This is a genomic window from Kribbella sp. NBC_00359, from assembly GCF_036097425.1.
In the GTDB taxonomy this organism is placed as follows: Bacteria; Actinomycetota; Actinomycetes; order Propionibacteriales; family Kribbellaceae; genus Kribbella.
This window is the reverse complement of sequence record NZ_CP107975.1, coordinates 5,805,583-5,820,927: the sequence shown is the minus strand read 5'-3', so window position 1 is coordinate 5,820,927 and position 15,345 is coordinate 5,805,583. Positions and strand designations below refer to the sequence as shown.

The window sequence follows — 15,345 nt, the reverse complement described above, 5'->3', positions numbered from 1 at the left end:
CGCAAACTCACGTCGTACTGCAACTGACATTGTCAGACCAGAGCGTCCAACGCGGCCACGCGCGTCGCCCACCGCTCGGCGTCGGCTGCGCGGATGTCCAGGGCCACCGAGGCCATCACGCGACCCGGCTCCACCAGATCGGTCTTGCTGGCCGCGGCGATGTCGGCCGCCCAGTCGGCGGGTACGCCGCTCAGTCCGCTGAGGGCACCCGTGAGCGCACCGGCCATCGACGCGATCGAGTCCGCGTCCCGGCCATAGTTGGTGCCGCCCAGGACAGCCCGGCGTACGTCGCCCTCGGACACGAGCACGAAGCCGAGGGCCACCGGCAGTTCCTCGATCGCCTTCGTCCGGCTCGGCCGCCGCGCGTCCATCGACTGGTCCCGATAGTCCGGGCCGACCGTGTCGTAAGGCTCGATCGCCTGCCGGAGCAGGGGAATCGCCTGCTCCCAGTCGGTCACGCCGTCGACCGCCGCGGTCACCGCCTCGACGGCCCTCCGCGTGCCGTCCTTGGCCAGTGCCAGCGCCGCGCCGACCGCCGAAGCGGCCGTTGCGCCCGGCGTCATCGCGGCGGCGACGGCGGCCGCGAACACCCCGGCCGCCTCCCGCCCGTAGCTCGACTGATGCGCACCCGCGAGCTCGATCGCCTCGGCGTACGCACCCGCCGGGTCGCCCGCGTTGGCGATGCCGACCGGCGCCACGTACATCGCCGCACCGCAGTTGACGATGTTGCCGACGCCGGCCTCGCGCGGATCGACGTGCCCGTAGTGCAGCCGGGCGACCAGCCACTTCTCGGCCAGGAACACCCGCTGCAGCAGCAGCGTCTCGGTCTCGAGCTCCGGCACCCACCGGGGCCCGGTCAGCATCTTCGGGACCAGCGACTCCGCGATCGCGTACGCGTCCAGGTGGGTACGGCGTTCGTCGTACACCTCGACCAGGGCGTGCGTCATCAACGTGTCGTCGGTGATGTGCCCGTCGCCCTTGTGGTACGGCGCGATCGGGCGGGCGGTGCGCCAGTCGTCGTACCACGGGCCGACGATGCCGGTCACCCAGCCGCCGTGCCGCTCCCGGATCGCCTCCGGGGTCCAGCCCTCGACGGCCCCACCGATCGCGTCACCGACCGCGGAGCCGACGAGGGCACCTGTCGCCTTCTGTTCCAACGCGGTACTGATTCCTTCCGGCGTCACTGGTTGACCTGACCCCATCCATCACTCAGTTTCTTGCCCAGCGTCGCGAGGTCGGTCTTGTTCGCCAGGTACTCCTGGAGCGCCGGCGTTGCGATCTGGTCCTTCCACTTCGGGTAGTTCTCCACGCTCTGGAACGGCGCCTTGGTCAGGTCGTTGCCGCTGGCCAGCGTCTGCTCCCAGCCGTTCTTGCCGCCGGTCGACTTCAGGATCGCGTCCCGGGCCGCCTGGGTGGCCGGGATCAGCCAGTCACCCTGGCCGACGGCGGCCAGGTTCTCGGCCTTCATGAAGTAGTCGATGAACTGCGCCGACTGCTTGATGTGCTTGCCCTCGGCCGGTACCGACAGCGTCTGCGGGTTCGCGGCCTGCTTGGTGCCGGTGCCCTTCAGCGGCGGCAGCACCTCCCACTGGAAGCCCTTCGGCGCCTCCTGCAGGATCTGCTGCGCGGTGAAGTTGCCGCCGACAACCATCGCGTACTTGCCGGCGTAGAACCCGGGCAGCACGTCGGAGCTGCTCTGGGTCAGCGAGGTCGGGTCGATCGACTTGTCGTCGTACGCCATCGCGTGGATCCGCTTCGGCACCTCGAGCTCGGGGTCGCCGATCTTCGCCGTCGCGTCCTTGCCGGTGCCCTCGAAGAACTGCGCGTCGAAGTTCATGCCCAGGTTCAGCACGGTCGCGGTCGGGCTCTTCAGGCCCCAGCCCAGGCCGTGCTTGCCGCCGGCGGTCAGCTTCTTCGCGTCCGCGGCCAGGTCGTCCCAGCTGAGCGAGTCACCGGTCGCCGTGATCCCGGCCGTCTTCAGCGCCGCCGAGTTGGCGAACACGACGTACGACTGCAGGAGTGTCGGAGCGGCGTACACCTTGCCGTCGCTCGACACGGTGTCCCAGACGCCCTGGGAGACGGCGTCCTTGGTCTCCTGGCTCAGGTACGGCGAGAGGTCCGCCAGGTAGCCCTGGTTGATGAACCCGGTGATGTCGGCGGACTCGTCGTGGATGATGTCCGGCGCGGTCCCACCCTGGAACTGGGTGACCAGCTGGTCGTGCACCGAGTCCCAGCTGCCCTGGACGTACTCGACCTGGATGTTCGGGTTGGCGGCGTTCCAGTCCGCGACGATCTTCTTGGTCGCGGCGACGGTGGTCTTCTGGAAGGCGAGACTTTGGAACTTCAGCGTCACCTTCTCGGTTGGCGAGTCACCCGAACTGTTGTCACTGTTGCCCCCACACGCGGCGAGCGTCACCAGGGCGCTTGCCGCGAGCAACGCGGTCATTACCTTCTTCATTACCTCTCCTAACCTTTGACTGCGCCGCTCAACAGGCCGGAGGTCAGCCGGCGCTGCAGGAAGGCGAAGAACACGAGACTGGGCACTGTCGCCAGCACGGAAGCGGCGGCGAGCGGGCCGAACTGAACCTGACCTTCGGCCCCGACGAACCGGGCGAGCACCAGAGGCAAGGTCTTGAGCTGGGGGTCCTGGAGCAGGACCAGAGCGAAGAAGAACTCGTTCCACGCCGAGATGAACGTGAACATCGCGGTCGCGATCAGCCCCGGCCGTAGCAGCGGCATCACGATCGACACGATGGTGCGGACCCGGCTCGCGCCGTCCACCGACGCCGCCTCCTCCAGCTCCCGCGGTACGGCGGCGACGTACCCCTGCAGCATCCACAACGCGAACGGCAGCGACCAGACCATGTAGACGATCACCACACCGGGGATCGTGTTGGTCAGGTGCAGCGGCCGCAGGATCATGAACAGCGGGATCACGATCAGGATCACCGGGAACACCTGGCTGACCAGGATCCAGCCGTTCGTGACCGGCCGCAGCCGGCTGCGGAAGCGGGCCAGTGCGTAGGACACCGGCAGCGCCACGATCAGCACCAGGATCGTGGTGAGGATCGAGATCTGCAGGCTGTTGCCGAGTCCCCGGACCAGGCCCTGTTCGCTCAGCGCGTCCGTGTAGTTGGAGAAGTCGGCATTCTTCGGCAGCAGCGACGGCGTGATGCTGGCGAACTCCCGCGGCGATTTCAGCGAGCTGGAGATCAGCCAGAGCAGCGGGAAGCCGAGGAAGATCAGGTAGCAGACGACAGCGACGTACTGGAGGGCGCGGGCGGCCGGTCGTGTTCTCATGCCTCGCTCCTCAGCCGGTTCCGCAGGTAGAAGGCGAGGAACACGATGATGATGACGACCATCACGTCACCCATCGCGGCGGCCATGCCGAAGTTCCCGTACCGGAACGCCTCGTTGTAGGCGAACAGCATCGGCAGCATCGTCTTGCCGCCCGGACCGCCCGCAGTGAGCACGTAGACCAGGCCGAACGAGTTGAAGTTCCAGATCAGGTCCAGGCTGGTGATCGCGACGATCACGGTTCGCAGCTGTGGCAGCGTGATGTTCCAGAACTGGCTCCAGGCGCTCGCGCCGTCGACCGCGGCAGCCTCGTACAGCGTGCGGTCGATGCCTTGCAGGCCGGCCAGCAGAGTCACCGTGGTCATCGGCATGCCGACCCAGATGCCGACCACGATCACCGCGGGCAACGCCGTACTGAAGTTGCCGAGGAAGTTGATCGGGTGGTCGGTGAGGTGCAGGTTCTGCAGGATCTCGTTGACCGGGCCGTTGGTCGGGTGCAGCAGCAGGCGCCACATGATCGCGACCACCACCGGCGGCATCGCCCACGGGATCAGGGCGATGGTCCGGGCGACGCCACGGAACCTGATGTTCGTGTTGAGCAGCAGGGCCAGGCCGAGCGCGGCGACGAACTGCAGGATCGTGACCGACAGGGTCCAGATGATGCCGATCCGGAACGAGTCCCAGAACAGGCCGTTGTGCAGCAGCTTGGAGAAGTTCCCGAAGCCGATGAAGTTGGTCTCGACGTTGAGCCCCGCGCGCGCGTCGGTGAAGCCGAGCGCGATGCCGCGGATCAGCGGGTAGACGCTGAGCAGCAGGACCGGCAGCAGCGCGGGCAGGAAAAGGAAGATCGCCTCGCGATTCTGCTTCGGGCGGGTGGTCTTCTTCACCGGGGCCGGCGCCGGCGCGGTCAGGGTCGCGGTCATGGCGTGGACCTCCGCACGCTCAGCGTCGGTTGTACGACGATCCGCCGCGGGGTCCGGGTGGAGTCCTCGATCCTTGCCAACAGCAACTCAGCCGCTCGCCGTCCCCTTTCGGCCGACCCGAGGTTCACACTCGTCAACGGCGGGAAGCACTGCTCGGCGAGTTCGCTGTCGTCCATCCCGATCACCGCCACGTCGTTCGGAACGTCTAGTCCGTAGGCGGCAAGCTCGTGCATGACTCCGACGGCGAGCAGGTCGTTGGCACAGACCACCGCGTCGGGACCGCTCTTCTTGAACAGCTTCTTGCCCGCTTCGCGTCCGGCGGCGAAGGTGAAGTCGGCAGCCTCGATCTGACCGGCCGACGTCAGCTTGAACTCCTTCATCGCGTCGGCGAAGCCCTTCGCCCGGGCTGCGCCCGGCACCGTGTCCGCCGGGCCGTTGACGAAGGCGATCCGCGTGCGTCCCTTGGCCGTCAGGTGCTCGACCGCCAGCAGGATGCCCTTCGGCGAGTTGGCGCGGATCGTGTCGACGCCGGCCTTGGCGGGGACGTTACCGGCGACGACCACCGGCACCTCGCACTCGCGGATCGACTTGATCAGGTCCTCGTCGACGCGCAGCGGGCTGATCACCAGGCCGTCGGCGTACCCGCGGGCCATCCCGCGAACGAGCGCGACCTCGTCGACCACATCCGGCCCGGTCGTGGTCACCACCAGCCGATAACCGGCCGCGGACACGACCTCCTCGACCGCACGCATCATCGTCACGTAGACCGGGTTACCGACGTCGGCGACCGCCAGCGTGAGCTGGAACGTGCGCCCGACCTTGAGCGATCGTGCTCGGGAGTCCGGCACATACCCGAGCTCCTGCACCGCCCGCTGCACCCGCTCGGCCATCTCCTCGGTCGCGGGCAGCCCGTTCAGCACGCGCGACACCGACGCCACCGAGACCCCGGCCGCCCGAGCCACCTCAGCGATCGTCGGACGACTCACGCCGGCCTCCTGTAATCGTTCTTGTAATCGTTTACAGGTCAGACACTAGGACGCAGGCGCCGCGCGGTCAACCTCAGGCGGGCAACACGCAACCGGACCGTGACCCGTCAGGGGTCACGGTCCGGGAGTACGGCGATCAGGCGCGGTACAGGAGCCAGGCGTCCGCCATGCGCTGAGCCTGGCCGGGAGTGAACTGGTTGTAGCAGGAGTCGTAGGAGTAGTCCATGTAGTTGTGGATCGGGTCGAGGCCAGGGGCCGTGCAGGTGTCCTTGCCGGCCGGGCACCCCGAGGTCGGCGTCTTCTCGGCCGGGGTGTCCGCGACGAAGTCGCCCTTCGCATTGCAGCCGCCGAAGAAGGTGTGCTCCAGGTTGAGCCAGTGCCCGACCTCGTGGGTCGACGTCTCGCCCTGGTCGAAGCGGTCCGCGTACGTCGTCGACGTACCCAGGAAGGACTCCCAGTCGATCACCACGCCGTCGAGGTACGCCTGGCCTGGCTTGGTCACGATGTCCGGCAGGTAGGCCCAGCCGAGGTAGGGGCCCGCGGTCGTCGAGTACAGGTTCAGGTCACCCGGCCCGCCGGTGTGCAGCGCCCGCTTCATGCTGTGTTCGTCGGTGCCGCCCGGGCCTGCGGCGAACCACGCGGCGTTGTCCGTCCGCGTCACCCCGGCCAGCCGGAAGCTGAACCCGGTCTTGGCTCCGCCTTCACCGCCGGCATAGGTGTTGTTCAGTACGTCGATCTGCGCGGCGATCTGCGTCGTCGTCAGCGAACCGACCGTACCGTCGGTGATCACATGGAAGTAGACCGGCACGGTCGCCTTGAACCCCGGCTTCGCCTGGCCCTTCGCCGCGGCCGGCAGGTCCTGGTCGACCTGCCCGAGGTCCGGTTCACGCGGTCCACCCCGCGCCTGGACGACGCTGTCCGCCGGGACACACGGCCCGAACCATTCGTTCCCCGGCGGCGCCGCCTGGCTTTGTGCGCTGGTCAGCCCGGCACACACCATCACCGCAACGCCGACAACTCCGGCTGCCTTGTTCCACCTCATCACTGCCCCCTGCCGCGCTCGACCCCAGGCAGATTCGACTCTAAGCAGACTGGTGGTACCGCGGAAGAGCTACTCGTCCTGCTCGTCCGCGCCGGGGCGTTCGGCCCACGGGGTTTCCTTGGCGGGCCGGACGACGATGAGTTTGTCGCCGGCGGCCAGGACCGAGACGTTGGCGTCGTAGTAGCGGTGCACCTTTCCGTCGCGAACGACCGACACCACGCGGTCGGGGACGGCGGACGGCGGCTTGCCGACCTCGCGGCCGAGCACCGGGCGTTCGGCCACCTCGAGGCCCTCGCCGTACGTGAGCAGGTCCTCCATCACTTCACCCAGGTTCGGGCTGACCGAGGTCAGGCCGAGCAGCCGGCCGACCGCCTCGGATGACGTGACGACCGCGTCCGCGCCGCTCTGCCGCAGCAGTGGGACGTTGTCCTCCTCGCGGACGGCGACCACGACGTGCGCCTTCGGGTTCAGTTGCCGCACCGCCAGCGTGACGAGCACCGCCGAGTCGTCGCGGTCGGTCGTCACGATCACCTCGCGGGCCGTCATCACCTCGGCCCGGCGCAGCACGGTCCGGTTCGTCGCGTCGCCGTGGAAGGCGGCCATCTGGTCGTTGCCCGCGTCCCCGATCGCCTGGGCCCGCGGGTCGATCACCACGATGCTGTCGCGCTTGACCCCGTTGCTGATCAGCGTCTGGACGGCGGAGCGGCCCTTGGTGCCGTAGCCCACCACGACGGTGTGGTCCTTCATGCGCTTCCTCCATCGTGTGTCCCGCATGATCCGGCGACCCTCGTTGGCCAGGACTTCCAGTGTCGTGCCGACCAGTACCACCAGGAACGCGATCCGCAGCGGAGTGACGATGAAGGCGTTCACCAGCCGGGCGGCGGGCGTCACCGGAGTGATGTCGCCGTACCCGGTCGTGGTGAGTGTGACAGTGGCGTAGTAGATGCTGTCGATCAGACCGACGCGACCGTCGTAGCTGTCCCGGTAGCCGCTACGGTCGACCACCACGATGAGCACCATCACGGTCAGCAGCCCCAGCGCGATCAGAATGCGGCTGAAGAGCTGATAGAGCGGCGAGCGCGTGCTCGCGGGCAGGCTGACCAGCAGACCGTGTGGATTGCGACCGGTGGGAAGGGGTGGCACGTGTCTGACGATATTGCACTGGTGGCCGATCCACCGCATGCGACAGGCTCTGGTCGGACAGCGCGACGGTGACCATCAGGCTGTCGCCGTCCCGAACCACCCGTGACCGCATCCGCAGCCGCTCGAGGGTGCGCAGCATCGCGTGGTTCTCCGGCTGCACCATGCAGACGACCCGGTCGGCGCCGAGCACCCGCGCGTCACCGACCACCTGGCGCAGCAACCGCAGTCCGAGGCCCTGTCCCTGCCAGCCGTCCTCGACGAGTACGGCGACCTCCATCGTCGTACTCCCGAGCTCCTCCCACGGCGCGGCCGTCGCCATCCCGATCACGGCATCGCCTACGGCAGCGACGACCGACACCCCGCCGGCCGGCGCGGACAGATGCCGCGCGGTGCGGGTGGTCAGCTTCGGCATCGGCACGTGGTACCGCCGGGTGCGGCTCTCGTACGAGCACCGCTCGTGCATGGCGACCACGGCCTCGGCGTCCTCGACGGTCGCCTTGCGCAACTCGGGTACGGCGCTGCCGGGCCGCGGGCCCTCGACCACGGACCCGTCGAACCGCTCGGTGAGCCGGCCGGCGATCTCCACCAGCGCGTCGGCCCGGGCCCACTCGGCGGGCGTGTACTCCTCGAACCCCTGCAGGTTGCCGAGCTCCTCGTCGACGGACATCGGGTCGTCGATCAGTCGCAGTACGGCGCGCAGGTAGCGGGTGGGCGCATCACTCAGTACGTCGGCCTGGCACGGGCGGACCGTCGTACGCAGGCAACCGGCCTCGGCGGCGAGCGCGGCCAGGTCGTCAGCGGTCCAGCCGACCCCGGTGTTGACCACCAGTTCGTCGACGGCGCCGGTCTCGGCGGTGAACACCTCGAGGCTGAGGATGTTGATGTCGTCCGCACCACACCGTGCAGCGAGTTCGGCCAGCGCACCGGGCCGGTCGGCGAGTTCGGTCCTGATCTTCCAGAGCATGCGGACGCCCTCCCTCGTGGAAACGTGCTTTCCACTGTGCGGGCCGCCTGTTGCCCGGCCGGGTCCGGGATGTTACGCCCGCGTCAACGTTTGCGCCGGACCTTCGGCAGATGGGGAGTGATCCTCGGCTTGCGCGCGGCGAGGTCGCCGGCGGCCACCCGCTTGTCCAGGTCGGCGTGCCGCAGGAGATCCGGGTAGGCGCTCTGCGGCACCGGCGGGTACGTCGTCACGATCGCGTCGCCGGAGAAGACGAAGAAGATCGACTCCCCGTCCTTGATCACCTTCAGCAAGGACCCGTCGCGCACGGTGAGGGCGTGCTCGCTCGCCTTCCGCCGGGCCGCCCGCTTCGCCCAGGCGGCCTGGACCGCCTGCTGGGCCGGTTCGCGCCCGTGCTTGACCGCCTCGATCACCAGCGGCCCGTACCGCACGCTGTATTTGATCAAGTTCTTGGCCAGCTTGCCGTTGGCCTTCCCAGCACCTGCCATACGCCGAGCGTACTGAGCAAACCGGCCAGGCAGGCGCCGCTTGCGCCCAGCCCAACCTCCAATTTCCCAGCCGTGCCTAGTACACCTGTTCGAAGGGAGTAACCCGCGGGACCGCGCCGAGCTGAATCCGCCGGTAGGCAAGCAGCAGCAGGAACCCTGCAACCATGGCAACTGTTCCCAGCGCTCCGGCTTCCACTCCATAGGGCAAGCCGGTCCAGCGCGCTCCCGCTGCGCCAGTCGGAGCGAGCACGAGAACGGCACCGTAGTGTGATCCGTTGCCAACGACGCCGAACACAAATGCCTGAATGTAGTCCCACGCAAAGTGCAGGCCGATCGGGAGCGCCAGTTCACCGGTCATTACGTAGGCGGTGCCGAACAAGACGCCGAAGATCACGGTGTTGGTCGAACTGAGCCACGTCGCTCCCGGGTTCGTGACGTGAGCCGCCCCGAAGTAGAGCGCTGGTATCGAGACTGCGGCGACAATTGCCCATCGTGAGGTGCCGAGTCCCTCGGTGAAGTTCTTGATCGGGTATCCGCGGTACGACGCCTCCTCGCCGAACGCGACGGCTGCCACTGCGACCAGGCCCAGCAGGATCGTCGCCGCAAAGGGCTGCCCAGGAGCGGGCACGAGGGTGTCCGTGATCTTCACCCAGCCCATCGCCAGCTCCAGACCTACCGTGCCGAGCATCAGCAGCGCACCAAGTCCGAGTCCTAGTCCGAGTTGGGCCCACCACCGACGGCTGACGTGGAGGCCGTAGTCGGCGACTCGGCGGCGGTCGAAGATGCGGCTCGCCAACAGCAATACAGCGGCAACCAGGAGCGCAAAGGCGAGCGCGCGAACAACACCGTCGTACAGATCGGGCAGGCGCCCTTCCAGGGCGACCCGAAGGCGGTCCTCCACGACAGCCACGAGGAGCAGCAGAACCACAAACCCCAAGAGGCGCCAGCCTGCTCGCAGTCGGCCTTCTCGTCCATTCCAGACAACGTTTCCTTCCGTGTTGCTACGACGCCGAACGCTCATCCTGTCCACCTTCTCCTGTAGGGAATTCCCGGCTTTGGTCTGAAGGTAGGTATGCGAAAGGGCGGCGGCGTCCTCCTGGGCGGTCCTGTAGGTCCGACCTGGGGTGGGGGTGCGTCAGGCCCCGACAGTCGCGGGCGGCCAGGTCAGTGCGACCCAGGGTGGAGGCGCATCGTCCGGCAGAAGGATCCGTGCATGGTTGGTGGCTCCTATCGTGGATGTGTGAGGAGTCTCCGAAGCCTGAACGTGGGCGTCTTCGACGTTCTGGTGCTGGGCGTCGCGGTCGCCGCCGAGCTGGAGATCGTGCTGCGGGACCTGCCGGGACCGAAGTGGCTGCTGCTCCCGGCGGTGTGGTTGTACACCTTGCCGTTGCTGGCCCGGCGGCGTTGGCCTCTGGCTGCTCCGCTGTTCGTCATCGGCGTACAGGTGTTCATCTCGTTCGTGGACGTGCCGGATTCGGTGCGCGAGAAGTGGGGCGTGGTCGCCTATGTCCTCGCGTTCTGGGTCCTGGGCTCCTACAACCGGCTCCGTGAAGCAATCCTCGGCCTCTTGGTGGGCGTGGCCGGCATCGCCATCGTGACCCTGGAGGACGTACGCGTCCCCGCCGGCGATGCGTTCAGCGTGGCCGTCTACGCGTCCTTGACCTGGCTTGCCGGAGTAGCGCTGCGCCGACGCAGTCTCCGGATCACCCAAGCGGAGCGCCGGTCCGCGGCGCTGGAGCAGAGTCAGCGGGAAGCGCAGGCGGCCGTCGCCGAGGAACGGGCACGCATCGCCCATGAGCTGCACGACGTCCTCGCCCACAGCGTCAGCGTGATGACCGTGCAGGCGGGCGCGGCACGAATGATGCTGAGCACCGACCCCGACCGGGCCCTGCAACCGCTGCTCGCCGTCGAGGAGACCGGCCGACAGGCGCTAACGAACTGCGTCGCCTGCTGTGCATCCTTCGCCCCGACCAGGCCGGCACCGGGGTGGTGCCGCAGCCCGGACTCGAGAACCTTCCTGACCTGGTGGAGTCGGTCCGGGGAACCGGGTTGCCCGTCGAGCTGATCATTGATGGCGAGGTCCGTCCTGTGCCACCTGGCCTGGGGTTGACGGCGTACCGGATCGTGCAGGAGGCACTGACCAACACGCTCAAGCACGCCGCCGCGCATCAGGTCCGCGTCGTGGTTCACTACGGCCCCCAACGACTGCATGCGGAGGTCCGCGATGACGGTCGTGGCAGCTCCACTGCTACCCCGCGACCGGGCGGGCACCACGGGCATGGCATCCCCGGGATGCTGGAGCGAGCCGCCCTGTACGGCGGAGACCTGCACGCCGGCCCCGACGACACCGGCGGCTACACGGTCCGCGTCGACCTACCGATCGGGCGTCCGGCGACATGACCGGCGATGTCATCCGGGTGCTCGTCGTTGACGACCAAGCGCTCGTGCGCGGCGGCTTCCGCATGATCCTGGAGTCCCAGCCCGACATCGAGGTGGTCGACGAGGCCGCCGACGGGTCCGCAGCCCTTGCCCTGTGTCGAACCCTTCGCCCCGACGTCGTCCTCATGGATGTCCGGATGCCCGGCATGGATGGGCTGGAGGCGACACGCCAACTGCTTGCCACCGGTGAGGGACCACGGGTGCTGATGCTCACCACCTTCGACCTCGACGAGTACGTCTACGACGCGCTGTGTGCCGGTGCCAGCGGCTTCCTGCTCAAGGATGTCCGGCCCGAGCAGCTGGCCGAGGCCGTGCGTGTCGTGGCTGCCGGAGAGACCCTGCTCGCCCCGGCAGTCACCCGGCGGCTGGTCCAGCAGTACGTCCGGCGGCCACGACCCGGCACGGCACGACCCAGCGCACTCGACTCGCTCACCGAACGCGAGCTCGCCGTCCTCACCCTGATGGCGCGAGGACGCTCCAACGCCGAGATCGCCGCGGAGTTGTTCCTCAGCGAGACCACGGTCAAATCCCACGTGACCCATGTCTTCAGCAAGCTCCGGCTGCGCGACCGGGCCCAAGCCGTCGTCGTCGCCTACGAGTCGGGCCTCGTCGAGCCCGGCGAGGCCACCGACCCATGACCACCCAGGGGATCCGGCCGACCTGGCGCACCAATCGCGGCGGGCAGCCGCGCTCGTGACCAGCCGCAAGTCTCACCGCCGAACGCGCTGCGCGGTGAACCATTTGCCTCCACGGCCTGCTCGTCGTCGTCCTTTTGGAGGACGCGCGGCGCGGCCCTCATGCGGTGATCGGATTCGATAGTTCGGTCGGAACCACGACGCCGGCAATGCCGGCTGCGGTGCACCATCGACGTAGCGCCCGGCCTCATGAGCCGGGCTGGGGACGGACTCGTAGGGGTGGGCAACAGGACAACGGCCGTGTCCTGAGTGCACAAAGCCGACAGCGATGCGCCGACGGCGCGTCCGCACGGCTAGACGAACATCCATGTCTCTGTCCCGAGCTGGTTCTCCGGCCAACTTCCGGTCGGGGGCTTCACCCATGACCGGACATCCGGTCATGACTACCCGAAGGACACTGCCATGACCGACTACATCGGGACGTTGCAGCCCGGCCAATCACTGGCCGTCGGCGACGTTCTCCGTTCGCCGAACGGGCTGTACGGCCTGTTCATGCAGGGCGACGGCAACCTCGTTCTCTACAGCGGCGTACCCAGCGTCGCCTCCGCGATCTGGGCGACCAACACCTGGTCGCTCCCCGCCACGTTGCGGCCGAACCGAGCCGACATGCAGACCGACGGACACTTCGTGCTCTACAACAGTGCGAACTTCCCGTCCTGGGGCTCGGCCACGTACGGCAATCCAGGCGCGCGCCTGGTCCTGCAGGACGACCGGAACCTCGTCATCTACACGACCACCGACCAGCCGATCTGGTCGACCGGAACCGGCATCCCGCCGGTCTCGCCGCAGCCGACGACCCGGCACGAGGAGCAATACATCGGCTGGAACAAGTTCGTGCAGACGAATGCGATCCTGTACCGGAACGGTTTCCTCACAGTGGAATCGACCAACCGCAACCGCAATCCGTGGGGCGGTCTGCGCTGCCACACCTTGGTCGTGGTGCAGGACGCCGCGGGTCGCGCGATCTGGGTCAGCGACGACTTCGAGGACCCGACACGGTGCGGGCTGTTCGATCCGGCCTGCGCCTCGGACGGAGTGACGACGCACACTCAGCAGTTCCCCGAGCCGGTCGGCCGGCTGGCCACGTCGATGGACGTCCTCGTGGCCGACGCGGCGTCGTTCGTGGACCTGCGCAAGGCCTTGATCGAGGCCATCAAGGCGACCGCCGAGATCGCCCAGGAGATCAAGGACGTGTACGACCAACTGCAGGCGTAGCGATCGCGCCTGACACCGCGAGGGCTCACCCCATCCCGGGTGGGTCCTCGCCCTTCGGCCGGGCGCCGGCGTACGCGGCCCGCGGGGTGCCCGACGGCTGCCTGCGGTGTCAGCATGGGAACGCCGGACCTCCAAGGCGAGACCCAGGCAAGGGAGGGCAGCACCGATGGCCGATGAGCGCGCCGCGCCCCCGGTTCGGGTGCTCCTGGCCGACGACGAGGCCCTCGTCCGGGACGGCCTGCAGATGCTGCTCGACAACGAGCCTGGGATCGAGGTAGTCGGAAGCGCCTCCGATGGCGCCGAGGCGATCGATCTAGCCGCCAGGCTCCAGCCCGACGTCGTACTCCTTGACGTCCGGATGCCCGTCCTGGACGGTGTCGAGGCAACCCGGGCGATGGTCGCCGACGACTTCTCCCCCGGTAATCAGACGGTCAGGGTGCTGATACTGAGCAGCTACCACGATGACGACGCGGTGTACGGCGCGCTGCGATCCGGCGCCTCCGGATTCCTCCTCAAAAGTGCGGTGCGACGAGATCTGGTGGCGGCGCTGCGAACCGTGGCCGCCGGCGGCGCGTGGCTGGATCCCGTCGTCGCCCACCGGCTGATCGGCGAATTCGCGTCGCGGCCCAACCCGGCTCTGCCTACCCCGGAGGAGATGGCGGCGCTCACCGATCGCGAACGTGACGTCCTCGTGCTGCTTGCCCACGGACTGGGAACCACCGAGATCTCCGACCATCTGGTGATCGGTGAAACGACGACCAAGACTCACATCGGACGCATCCTGATGAAGCTTGGCCTGCGCAGCCGGACGCAGGCAGTGGCTGCCGCCTACAAGACCGGTTTGGTCAAGCCGGGCGACTCACCGCCGGGCACATCCGTCGATCTGGGCGGGACGCGTCCGTAGCAGGGGGCGTTCGATCCGTCGGCATGCCCGCTCACTTGGCCGCGGTGGGCTCCAGGGACGGCTGGTTCAGCGACGTCGTTGGGAGGGAGGCGGAGATGGTGAAAGTGGATTCCGTGGAACTGGTGTCGAGGTGGCCGCCGACCAGGCGGGCTCGTTCCTGCAGGCCGTAGAGGCCCCTGCCGGTCGAGAAGGGGTGCGGCTCGGCTCGAGTTGTGGGACGGACGTGGTTCGAGATGCGTAGGTCGAGATGGTCCACGGTCCAGGTCACGCTGAGGTGGATCTGGCTGTCGGCCGAACCGTGTTTGACGGCGTTCGTCAGGGCCTCCTGGGCGATCCGGTGGGCGGCCAAGCGGACGCTGGAGTCGAGGGCGGCGGGGGTTCCGGTGACCCCGAGCTCGACCTGATGGCCGGTTTCCCTGACCTGGGCGATCAGCTCGAGGAGGCCAGGGAGCAGGTCGGGGATCCCCGGGCTGGTTGCGGGATCGGTCGTCACGTCTTGGCCTGCAGGTGTTCCCTCGACGAGGGTCAGCATTCGGCGAAGCTCGACAATGGCTTCCTGGCTGAGTTGGCAGATCGACTCCATAGATCGCTCTGCGCGGACCGGATCACCATGCACCACACGCGCAGCGCCGGCCGCCTGGACTGCGATCAGGCTGATCGAGTGAGCGACGATGTCGTGGAGTTCGCGGCCGATGCGCTGCCTCTCGGCCCGGACCGCCTCGGCGGCAAGCGCGGCCCGTGATTCCTCCAGGTACGCCGCACGCTGCCGAGCAGCGGAGGTACGTCGTCCGGCTCCCCAGGCTGCGACGTCAAGCAGAACGTAGACCGTTGCCACGGCGATCACCGCGAACGGCCGAGGTCCGGGCCCCGAAAGACTCGCTTCGTATCCGGTCCCGACTGCGTGCGCTGCGAGGGTCGCCGTCAGGCACAGAAGAGCTCGGCGGCGGCTCTCCCATGCAGCAGCCGTGAAGAGGGCAACCAGCAACGTGAGTAGCGGTCGTGATCCGATGGTCAGGGTCAGCACGATCGCGTACATGGCGAGCGTGAGGCTCGCCACCGCAGGAGCACGCCTGCGGAAGGCCAGGATCGGGACCGCCACTGCGCCGGCCCCGACGATCACAGCCGCAGGAGTCCCGAGCCCGGCCCAGCCGTAGCGGTCCGGATCGTCCGACAGTTGGGTGAAGAGCGCGATGTCGACGGCCGCCGCGACCACCGCAACCAGCAGATCCCGTGCTCCCTGTCGTGTCGTTGT

At 68.1% G+C, this 15,345-nt stretch carries 17 protein-coding genes; 6 read left to right on the top strand and 11 right to left on the bottom strand.

Annotated elements, in window-relative coordinates; all coding sequences use genetic code 11:
- Positions 1-32 precede the first annotated feature (32 nt).
- The 10 genes from OG876_RS28445 to OG876_RS28400 all read right to left on the bottom strand — a co-directional run bounded on the left by OG876_RS28445 (position 33) and on the right by OG876_RS28400 (position 9,528).
- Complete coding sequence (locus tag OG876_RS28445) at positions 33-1,157, bottom strand: ADP-ribosylglycohydrolase family protein (protein WP_328519705.1); 1,125 nt, start codon at positions 1,155-1,157, stop codon at positions 33-35.
- A gap of 23 nt (positions 1,158-1,180) precedes the next feature.
- Positions 1,181-2,458: an ABC transporter substrate-binding protein gene (locus OG876_RS28440; protein WP_328519704.1), complete on the bottom strand. Its 1,278-nt coding sequence runs from the start codon at positions 2,456-2,458 to the stop codon at positions 1,181-1,183.
- 8 nt (positions 2,459-2,466) lie between these two features.
- Entirely contained in the window at positions 2,467-3,300 is an 834-nt protein-coding gene (locus OG876_RS28435) for a carbohydrate ABC transporter permease (RefSeq protein WP_328519703.1), read from the bottom strand.
- On the bottom strand, positions 3,297-4,220 hold the full coding sequence (locus tag OG876_RS28430) for a carbohydrate ABC transporter permease (RefSeq protein ID WP_328519702.1): 924 nt from the start codon (positions 4,218-4,220) through the stop codon (positions 3,297-3,299). Before OG876_RS28430 ends, OG876_RS28435 begins: the two co-directional genes overlap by 4 nt.
- Positions 4,217-5,206, bottom strand: a complete 990-nt coding sequence (locus OG876_RS28425) for a LacI family DNA-binding transcriptional regulator (protein ID WP_328519701.1) — start codon at positions 5,204-5,206, stop codon at positions 4,217-4,219. Before OG876_RS28425 ends, OG876_RS28430 begins: the two co-directional genes overlap by 4 nt.
- A gap of 136 nt (positions 5,207-5,342) precedes the next feature.
- Positions 5,343-6,248, bottom strand: coding sequence for a zinc metalloprotease (locus OG876_RS28420; protein WP_328519700.1), 906 nt, complete (start codon positions 6,246-6,248; stop codon positions 5,343-5,345).
- A 69-nt stretch (positions 6,249-6,317) separates the two neighbouring features.
- Positions 6,318-7,268 carry a potassium channel family protein gene (locus OG876_RS28415; RefSeq protein ID WP_442914031.1) on the bottom strand — a complete coding sequence of 317 codons (951 nt, stop codon included), beginning with the start codon at positions 7,266-7,268 and terminating at the stop codon, positions 6,318-6,320.
- Positions 7,240-8,355 (bottom strand): GNAT family N-acetyltransferase, encoded by a 1,116-nt coding sequence (locus OG876_RS28410; RefSeq protein WP_328519698.1) that lies wholly within the window; start codon positions 8,353-8,355, stop codon positions 7,240-7,242. The genes OG876_RS28415 and OG876_RS28410 overlap by 29 nt, the downstream gene beginning before the upstream one ends.
- Positions 8,356-8,438: 83 nt before the next feature.
- Positions 8,439-8,840 carry a hypothetical protein gene (locus tag OG876_RS28405; RefSeq protein WP_328519697.1) on the bottom strand — a complete coding sequence of 134 codons (402 nt, stop codon included), beginning with the start codon at positions 8,838-8,840 and terminating at the stop codon, positions 8,439-8,441.
- Between the two features lie 76 nt (positions 8,841-8,916).
- Positions 8,917-9,528, bottom strand: a complete 612-nt coding sequence (locus OG876_RS28400; protein ID WP_328519696.1) for a CPBP family intramembrane glutamic endopeptidase — start codon at positions 9,526-9,528, stop codon at positions 8,917-8,919.
- 57 nt (positions 9,529-9,585) lie between these two features.
- Here OG876_RS28400 and OG876_RS28395 point away from each other — a divergent pair, with 57 nt between their 5' ends.
- The 6 genes from OG876_RS28395 (at position 9,586) to OG876_RS28370 (ending at position 14,093) form a co-directional block, all read left to right on the top strand.
- Positions 9,586-9,882 carry a hypothetical protein gene (locus OG876_RS28395; RefSeq protein WP_328519695.1) on the top strand — a complete coding sequence of 99 codons (297 nt, stop codon included), beginning with the start codon at positions 9,586-9,588 and terminating at the stop codon, positions 9,880-9,882.
- A gap of 198 nt (positions 9,883-10,080) precedes the next feature.
- Complete coding sequence (locus OG876_RS28390; protein ID WP_328519694.1) at positions 10,081-10,905, top strand: sensor histidine kinase; 825 nt, start codon at positions 10,081-10,083, stop codon at positions 10,903-10,905.
- A 23-nt stretch (positions 10,906-10,928) separates the two neighbouring features.
- On the top strand, positions 10,929-11,240 hold the full coding sequence (locus OG876_RS28385; protein WP_328519693.1) for a sensor histidine kinase: 312 nt from the start codon (positions 10,929-10,931) through the stop codon (positions 11,238-11,240).
- Positions 11,237-11,917: a response regulator transcription factor gene (locus tag OG876_RS28380; RefSeq protein WP_328519692.1), complete on the top strand. Its 681-nt coding sequence runs from the start codon at positions 11,237-11,239 to the stop codon at positions 11,915-11,917. Before OG876_RS28385 ends, OG876_RS28380 begins: the two co-directional genes overlap by 4 nt.
- A gap of 459 nt (positions 11,918-12,376) precedes the next feature.
- Positions 12,377-13,189: a hypothetical protein gene (locus tag OG876_RS28375; protein ID WP_328519691.1), complete on the top strand. Its 813-nt coding sequence runs from the start codon at positions 12,377-12,379 to the stop codon at positions 13,187-13,189.
- 166 nt (positions 13,190-13,355) lie between these two features.
- Complete coding sequence (locus OG876_RS28370; protein WP_328519690.1) at positions 13,356-14,093, top strand: response regulator transcription factor; 738 nt, start codon at positions 13,356-13,358, stop codon at positions 14,091-14,093.
- Between the two features lie 31 nt (positions 14,094-14,124).
- Here the strand turns inward: OG876_RS28370 and OG876_RS28365 are convergent, their stop codons facing one another.
- Positions 14,125-15,306: a sensor histidine kinase gene (locus OG876_RS28365; RefSeq protein WP_328519689.1), complete on the bottom strand. Its 1,182-nt coding sequence runs from the start codon at positions 15,304-15,306 to the stop codon at positions 14,125-14,127.
- Positions 15,307-15,345: the final 39 nt, after the last annotated feature.